This window comes from Streptomyces sp. NPDC111802 (genome assembly GCF_055634335.1).
Map to the genome: position 1 here is coordinate 1 of NZ_JBVKCZ010000153.1, position 4,106 is coordinate 4,106.

The 4,106-nt window shown below is 71.8% G+C and carries 5 protein-coding genes; 2 read left to right on the forward strand and 3 right to left on the reverse strand.

Annotated features, from left to right (window positions below; genetic code table 11):
- The first annotated feature begins 714 nt into the window (after positions 1-714).
- Positions 715-1,173 carry a single-stranded DNA-binding protein gene (gene ssb / locus ACZ7NC_RS44730; RefSeq protein ID WP_471497967.1) on the forward strand — a complete coding sequence of 153 codons (459 nt, stop codon included), beginning with the start codon at positions 715-717 and terminating at the stop codon, positions 1,171-1,173.
- 556 nt (positions 1,174-1,729) lie between these two features.
- On the opposite strand, the gene ACZ7NC_RS44735 is transcribed toward ssb, so the two are convergent.
- Positions 1,730-1,939, reverse strand: a complete 210-nt coding sequence (locus ACZ7NC_RS44735; RefSeq protein ID WP_471497971.1) for a hypothetical protein — start codon at positions 1,937-1,939, stop codon at positions 1,730-1,732.
- 537 nt (positions 1,940-2,476) lie between these two features.
- On the opposite strand from ACZ7NC_RS44735, the gene ACZ7NC_RS44740 reads away from it, so the two are divergent.
- Complete coding sequence (locus ACZ7NC_RS44740) at positions 2,477-2,803, forward strand: hypothetical protein (protein WP_471497975.1); 327 nt, start codon at positions 2,477-2,479, stop codon at positions 2,801-2,803.
- Between the two features lie 87 nt (positions 2,804-2,890).
- Here ACZ7NC_RS44740 and ACZ7NC_RS44745 read toward each other — a convergent pair whose 3' ends face one another.
- Together ACZ7NC_RS44745 and ACZ7NC_RS44750 are read right to left on the reverse strand one after the other, a co-directional pair.
- Positions 2,891-3,097 carry a cold-shock protein gene (locus ACZ7NC_RS44745; protein WP_471497978.1) on the reverse strand — a complete coding sequence of 69 codons (207 nt, stop codon included), beginning with the start codon at positions 3,095-3,097 and terminating at the stop codon, positions 2,891-2,893.
- A gap of 238 nt (positions 3,098-3,335) precedes the next feature.
- Positions 3,336-3,908: a hypothetical protein gene (locus ACZ7NC_RS44750; RefSeq protein ID WP_471497981.1), complete on the reverse strand. Its 573-nt coding sequence runs from the start codon at positions 3,906-3,908 to the stop codon at positions 3,336-3,338.
- Between the last annotated feature and the right edge of the window lie 198 nt (positions 3,909-4,106).

The following is a 4,106-nucleotide window of genomic DNA, read 5'->3' on the forward strand; positions in this document are numbered from 1 at the left end:
ATCGCCGCCCAGTCACTATGGCGCCGCGCCCACCAAGCCGCCGCCCGCAAGATCCACTACGAGAAACGCCGACAACAAGCTCTCGAAGCTCCCCTATAGTACCGGGTCAGTGGCCCCTCCCCTGTGGGTGGCAGGGGAGGGACCACTCGGTGCCTCTTCGTGCTGTTGTGTTGAGTGGCCCGGGCCGGATCGTCGCGCGCACCCATCGCTCCCGGCCCGGACCGTTTCTCCGGCTGCGGCACAAGTGCCTGTTCCGCTGGCCGGGAGTGGGCCGATGGTCGCACGCCCCATGCGGGGAGGCATCGGCCCGAGGGGACGGTGCCCCTCGTAGGTATGAGTAGGCACCGTGCGTATCCCGTGTGTAAAGAGTCAGCGGAGCTGACTTGAGGCACGCTTGGGCTCCACGTATGCGCCGGGGCACACCCCGGTCCGCAGGGTGCGCCGTCATAGCCCTGGTGTGTCATTGAGGACCACTTGCCTGGCGGAACCGTGGGGGCCCGGCATCCCGGGCATGTCAAGGCGATCGTGCGGCGCGTGCGCATTGAGGAACTGGCCCGCCCACGCAGGCGTTGGCAGAGACGGTCGACATGTTCACCCAGTGCGTCACGCCCTGCGCCGATTCCTCGCGCTTCTGCGGCCATCCGTCACCGTAGCGGCCCGCCGGGCCGGTACGGTGAGAGAAAGCCAGGAAACAGGCAATGGGGGCAACAGAGTATGGCGGGCGAGACGCTGGTGACCGTGGCGGGCAACCTGACCGCCGACCCGGAGCTGCGGCACACCGCCTCGGGCCTGCCCGTCGCCTCCTTCACCGTCGCCTCCACCCCGCGCGTCTTCGACCGTGACCGCAGCGAATTCGTCGACGGGGAGCCGCTGTTCCTGCGCTGCTCGCTGTGGCGGCAGGCCGGCGAAAACGCAGCACAGTCGCTCAGCCGCGGCATGCGGATCATTGTCACCGGCAGGCTGCGGCAGCACACCTTCGACGACAAGGAAGGCCAGCGCCGCACCACCCTGGAGATCGATGCCGAGGACGTCGCCGTCTCCCTCGCCCATGTCACCGCCACAATCACCAAGACCTACCGCGCAGGCACAGCATCCCAGGGCGGACCCGCGGCGGCGCCCGACCGCGCACAGCCGACCACGGCACCGGCGCCTGCCGAGCCGCACCCGTTCTGACCCACCCGCGCCACAACCCCCGGTCACACCCCACGGATCGCGGCACTTCACCCGATCGGGGCGCTCACCCCCGAGCGTTCCACCGCCCCGCCCGCCGCCCGGCGCTTGTCGTATGCGCCCGCCCCGGCCGCAAACCCACCATCCCGCCCCCGCGAAGGGGTGCCGCCGCCTGCATGAGCCTGGCAGATGCGGGCAGGCTCACCCGCAGCACACCATCTGCGCTACACCGCCCCCACCAGCCCATGGGTGGGGCGCAGCCACCGCGGCCACAGGTGTCTGCGCCCCCGGGCGCGTCCTGCCGGCCTGTACCACCCCGGGGTGGACTCCCGCACACCCCGGGACCCGGCGAGGACGAACGGCGCGAGGGATGCTGGGGAAGGGGAGCCCAGCGTCCCTCGCGCACACGGCTGCCGTCGTCCGGCCGGCGGCGGCCTCCGCCAAGGCCCGAGAAACCCTTTCCTGGCTTCAACTACCCGCCAGGCCCACAGATCCACCGGCCTCCCGGCCCGCCCTGGCCCGGGGCGGTACCGGGGACGAACGGTGTCCGCAAGGGGCGTCACCATCCAGCAGCGTCCAGGAGATTGCGGATGTCGACGGAAGTCCTGCCCGTACGCTCGGCGAGCTCGGGCACCGGCATCCCGGCGCGATGTTCCGCGACGATCACAGCGGTCAGCTTCCTGCGCGCCGTCGCCACTGCAGCCTGCGCGACCCTCAACTCGGCCGCCGCCCGCTCCAACTCGCCTGGCCCATCCCACTCTTGTGTCACTCGCTCATCCTGCCAGCCCCGCTGCGCGCCCGGCCCGGACAACCGCTGGGGGACGAGCCGGGCAAGACGGGAGCGGCGACGCCCAGGCCCCGTAAACAGTGCGGCGGCTGAGCTGCCCGCAGCTTCCGCCGGGTAGTGCGCGGGCGCGCACCCATGCTATCCGGAATGCGCCCTACACCTGGCCAAAGCATCGCTCTACGCTTCCATCAACGGGGAGAACGGGCCCGAGCTGTCACCCGGTCCCGCCCCCGGCCGTCCCGCCGGCGCGCGTGTCCCGCCCGCAGCGCACTCCCGCGCCGCTCTCCGGCAGCCGGTAAGGACGAACCAGCGCACGGGGCCGCGCACCCGGACAAGGCCCGCACCCCCGCGCCGCAGCCGTCGCCAACCGTGCGGCTCCACCACCTGGCGACGGCTGCGCCCCACCACCTCACCCGGGCAGCAGCTGCCACCGCTCCGGCTGCTACGCCAGTCCTCGGTGCGCGGGCGCCGCATCCGCCCACGCCGGCGCCCAGGGCGCTGCCTGGGGCTTCGGCCGGAGTGCTGAGCGGCAACCTGGTCCACGCCCCGTGCGGGGCGGAAACGCTCCCGGCACCCCGCGACAGCCCCGAGCCCGCCGACGCGTCCGACGAACCGCCGGCCTGGCTGGTCAACGCGTTGACCAGTGACCTGCCGAGCGTCGCCGAGGCCGTACTCGCCGCGCTGGACCAGGACGACGAGGAACGCGAGGTACTCGGTGCCGCACTGCGCGCCGAGCAAAAGGCGACCGGTGCCAGCGCCAACCAGCTGGCCGAACGGGTCCGCGGTGCGATGTCCCGCCCCTGGTGCTCAAGGCCCTGCGCGAAGCCGACTGAGGAGGCTGGCTGACGGAGCCTGCACCGGTGGAGACATGCCATCCTCCAACAATGCCCGGCGTCCCGCGGCAGTGGTGCGGGACGCCGGGCGCTGGCTTCGTCAGACGGTGCGAACGTTGTCGGCCTGGGGGCCCTTGGGGCCCTGGGTGATCTCGAACTCCACCTTCTGGTTCTCGTCCAGTGAGCGGTAGCCCCCCGTCGACTGGATCGCGGAGAAGTGGACGAACACGTCCGGGCCGTCACCGTCCTGGTCGATGAAGCCGAATCCCTTTTCGGGGTTGAACCACTTCACCGTGCCTGTTGCCATGCTGTTCCCCTTCAAGATGATGACGCCGCCAGGACGGAGTCGGAACCGTCACTGATCAGCGCACATGACGCAAGGTACGGGTCCGGCCACCAGCTGCGATATGTGGAACTCGGCCACCTGAAGCTGCGCTGTGGCCAGAAACGGCCCGGTGCTCCCGAAGGTGCCGACACCGCCCTGTTTGCGGCAGGTTGAACCGGCACGGCGGCGCCCGCGCCGCGAGCAACGGCACGACGAGGCGTCAGCCGAGAAGGCCCAGGTCATCGAGGGAAGCGCCGCCCGCCCAGCGCTGCAGCTGGTGGCCGTCGAGGAGGTGGACGCCGCCCTGGCGGGAGGCCCAGCGCACGTCCGCGCGGCTGAAGCTGCCGCGGTGGATGACGACCCGGACGAGGCGGTCGACCCCGGAGCGGCCCGCCTCCCGCAGCGGTGCGGCGCCGGGGGTGCCCTCGTCCTCGTCCGCTGTCGCCACCGGGCGGAACGCCACGTCGAGTTGGCGGCCGAGCTGGTCCCGGGCGTACAGGCGGGGCGGACCATGCTGGGTCAGGTCGGTGACGTGCCAGCCGTCGCGGCGCAGCATCCGCGCGGCAGCCACCACCAGGCCGGGGTCATCGAGCCGGGCGAGGTCAGCCGGGGCGTAGTGGCCACCGCGCCGGCGGACGAGTGGCCGGGCCAAGCGCCATCCCGCAGTCACGGCGGCCACCAGGAGGGCGAAGCCGAGCACCACCCCGACAACGCCGAACGCTCGGTAGAGCCCGGCGAGCAGCAGCAGGGGAGCCACCACGGCCGCGCCGAGCGCCACGAACCCAGGAAGCACGTCGCGAAGTTCAGGCCCGTACCGGCCCTGAGCCCGCAGCTCCCACCCGAGTACCGGGCCGAGATGACCACCCGCTTCACCGTCTGGGACCACATCACCAGCGTCACCGCCCTGCCCACCGCAGGCTGAAACCAGGGCCGCCACCCAGCCCCACCACCACCTGCCACACCCTCAACAACCTGCAACCCCAACAAGTTG